Origin of the sequence: Kocuria sp. ZOR0020 (assembly GCF_000800955.1) — a bacterium.
Taxonomy (GTDB): Bacteria; Actinomycetota; Actinomycetes; order Actinomycetales; family Micrococcaceae; genus Kocuria; species Kocuria subflava.
The window spans coordinates 1-2930 of the sequence record NZ_JROX01000388.1 but is presented as its reverse complement, the minus strand read 5'-3'; the positions used below and the strand labels follow the sequence as shown (position 1 = coordinate 2930).

Genomic DNA, 2930 nt, shown 5'->3' with positions numbered 1-2930 from the left:
GCCTTACGGGTTGCTCAGCACTGTGAACGACGTCGCCGTGTACTCGGGCTTAACTTCGCCGGCAGGGCCGGTTTCTTCCGTGACTGACACATCGACTGAAACTGACATGCCGGTGCGCAGCGTTGCAGTGTTCGCCGCAGGGATCTTCTTCGCGTCGATCTTGACGATCTCGCCGTCCTCGATCTCCAGCTGCCAAGCGCTGATCTCGCTGACAGTCCGCAAGATGCCGCAAATGGTGGTCGGCTCGAGCTCGAGTTCCCGAGAAGCGATGAGCTCTCCAATGTGAGCGAGTTCAGCCGTGGAGAGGCGCGTGCGCAGGCGCGCCTGGCGAGGCTGGGACCAAGTGAGATCAGGCTCGAACCCTGATTTCACCAGACCTGTCGAGAAGTCGCGCAACGTCGTGGCGACGCGCGGTCCGTACTCGCGGATGCGCGCCAAGAAGTCACTGGTGTCGGCATCTGGGCCGAGACGACGTCCGTCCTCGAGCAGTCCCAGTGCTCGCTTCATGGCGGTGTCGATCAACTGGGGCTCTGCATTGTCGTCTCCGAACAGCCCGACTTGGCCATCGGGTGAGATCTCGTCCGCTGGCGAAGTCGTCGGCACGATCTGCAGGATGAGGCTTCCCGGCAGTGGTGAACCATTGAGGTTCAGTCGGGTCTTCGAGACGACGTCGGCGGGCGGTTGCCCACGCAACGACTTGTGCCCCTTCACCGCGAGGCCTGTCGCAAGCACCAGGCGCTGAAAATTGCGAAGCGTGTCAGCAATCCCGTCGATCGCTCCCGAGTGGATCGTGATTCCTGGCCCAGTCAGGCGCAGAGACCCTGAAGAAGCGTCGCGCCGCAGCAAGCCGTGCTCAGCGCGCAGAGTCTCGATGCTCATGCGCGCAAGATCATCTGCGTCCTGCCACTCAGCTTCGCCTTGGACGTTGGCCTTGAACTGCTCCCAGTCAAACGCCATGGAAACCGTCCAGAGTCACTTCGAAGTAGCCGCGCTGCGGTAGGGCATCCGGCCGTTGCGGAGGATCTTCCTTCGCGCCGTTGCGCTTGCGCATCCAGAAGTCATCCCAGTAGCCACGATTCAACGCATATGACGGGTGCTCGACTGAGTGGGCGCGGTCCGCCTCGGGGAACACGTGCCATAGGCAGTATCGAGTATCAACGCGCAGGCCCGTCGCTGGCCGGACCTGGTTCATCCCGAACATCTGCAGGATGTACCGATCCTTGGGGTCGGTCACCTGGTCAACGAGCACGTCTTCGCCCCAGTAGACGAGGTCGATGTCGTCAGGATCGATCTTGTCGGTAAGGAAGCTGCCACCCACCCATACGCACACCACGGGGACGACAGAGCGGATGCCGTCGGTAGCGGACTCGAAGTGCTGCCAGATCTCGGCGCGGGTCGCCGACTTCGCGAACCGGGGATCGTCAACGTAGTGGGATTTGATCTCTTCCAACGACGCGCCGAATCGGCCCAGCGGAAGCAGGCCCGTCTGCTCGTCAAGTGCAGGCAGCACCAAGTCACCTCCCTGTGGGTCGCAGTCACCTGTCATTATGTCCTATCAGGGGCTGCCGACAGAGGCGGACGCGAGATCGGGTCGCGTGCCCCCGCTGCCCCACCTTCTGCGTCTCCGGAAGGGGCGAGGTGGGGGCCGAGGCGATGCCAGCCAGACACGCAACCACAGGTTGGTATGTGCCGGAATGCGGTGGAGTTCCGCTTCAACGTGTAGGCTCTATGCCAGAGGCGGAGGCGTAACGGAGTTACCGCATCGATCGAATTAGATACTTTAACTCTCGTCAATTCTACTCTGCGCGAATTAGTTAAGGAGACCCCGTGCCGCTTCCAGAGGGTATTCGCTCACAGGCGGTGGAGTATGCTCGAAAGGACTTGCCGGGTGACCTGGCATGGCATGTCGACTATTTTAACTTCATCGGTGACCTCGAGCTTCGCAAAAGGCTCGGGCAGGAGTTTTACGCGGCCAGGTATTTGTATAAACTCTGGGAAGGCCTTCGGGTCGACGAGCCATGGGCGATTCAAGCTCAGGTTCAATTGCAGGTTCAACAGTACGCATCGATTTATGAAGCCGCAATTCACTACCTTCTCTTCGTTGAGGCGTCTGGCGAGCCTGTCGTTAAGGCCTTACCTGAATACCGCGCGCTCGTGAAGCGGGAGCTCCCGGGACATATTATGGATCGAATTCGCAAACTTCCTCAGGCTGATGCTACGGATGTCATTGGTGCCGTGTATGCAACGCGCCGCACCCAGGAGTCGAAGATTCGATTCGACAGCAAGGTTGCTGCCGCCGTGACGCTAGGCATGATTAGTGATGGCCTCGGTCATGAGATCGCAGGCTACTACACGGCTCGCAACTATATTCACATCCATGCGGAACTCCGTCAAGAGGATTTTGATTGGCAGATTGAGTTTGCGCGCGATGCTTACAGGCGCCTTAGGCCGTTTAGGGAAGAGGTCTCAGCTTGGCTCTCAACCCGCAAAGAGCGTGTTTGAGGATTGGGCCCAGTGAATAACGTCGAGACCCTGTATGGGGTCGCGCTCTTGGGCTGGGGGTCGTGACGTAGTGGTCATCTCATCGGGGTGAAGGGGCGGGCAACTGGGTGCATGGTGGAGCATTCAAAATGCTATCTCGCAGCCAGAGACTCCATGCGTGTCTTGATCCGTCAGCTGTCAAGGTTGTGCCAGGCATCCCCCAGCACCCAGCGAATAGCGGAGATCCGCCCTGAGAGGTAGCCCCATGCCCAGTCCGACTCCACATCCTTCGCCAGCTCTTCCACGCCGTATTGTTCCTCAACTCGGCGCTTTGCTGCGAGCATTCCAGCCTTGATGTCATCGGGCCAATCGTAGAGATCCACGTCCTCGTCCGCCGGTTTACGGGCTCTTCGTAAATGAGGGTGTAGAGCCTGCTCTGTGAGTCCGCA

Annotated in this window: 3 protein-coding genes and 1 pseudogene; 1 reads left to right on the top strand and 3 read right to left on the bottom strand. The window is 59.6% G+C overall.

The window, feature by feature from the left end; genetic code table 11:
• Positions 1-3 precede the first annotated feature (3 nt).
• Complete coding sequence (locus tag L979_RS13930) at positions 4-957, bottom strand: hypothetical protein (protein WP_047692859.1); 954 nt, start codon at positions 955-957, stop codon at positions 4-6.
• Complete coding sequence (locus L979_RS13925; RefSeq protein ID WP_156125621.1) at positions 947-1513, bottom strand: hypothetical protein; 567 nt, start codon at positions 1511-1513, stop codon at positions 947-949. Before L979_RS13925 ends, L979_RS13930 begins: the two co-directional genes overlap by 11 nt.
• 314 nt (positions 1514-1827) lie before the next feature.
• On the opposite strand from L979_RS13925, the gene L979_RS13920 reads away from it, so the two are divergent.
• On the top strand, positions 1828-2502 hold the full coding sequence (locus L979_RS13920; RefSeq protein WP_052209914.1) for a hypothetical protein: 675 nt from the start codon (positions 1828-1830) through the stop codon (positions 2500-2502).
• A gap of 170 nt (positions 2503-2672) precedes the next feature.
• Here the strand turns inward: L979_RS13920 and L979_RS13915 are convergent.
• Positions 2673-2930, bottom strand: a pseudogene (locus tag L979_RS13915) (hypothetical protein); the annotation flags it as partial.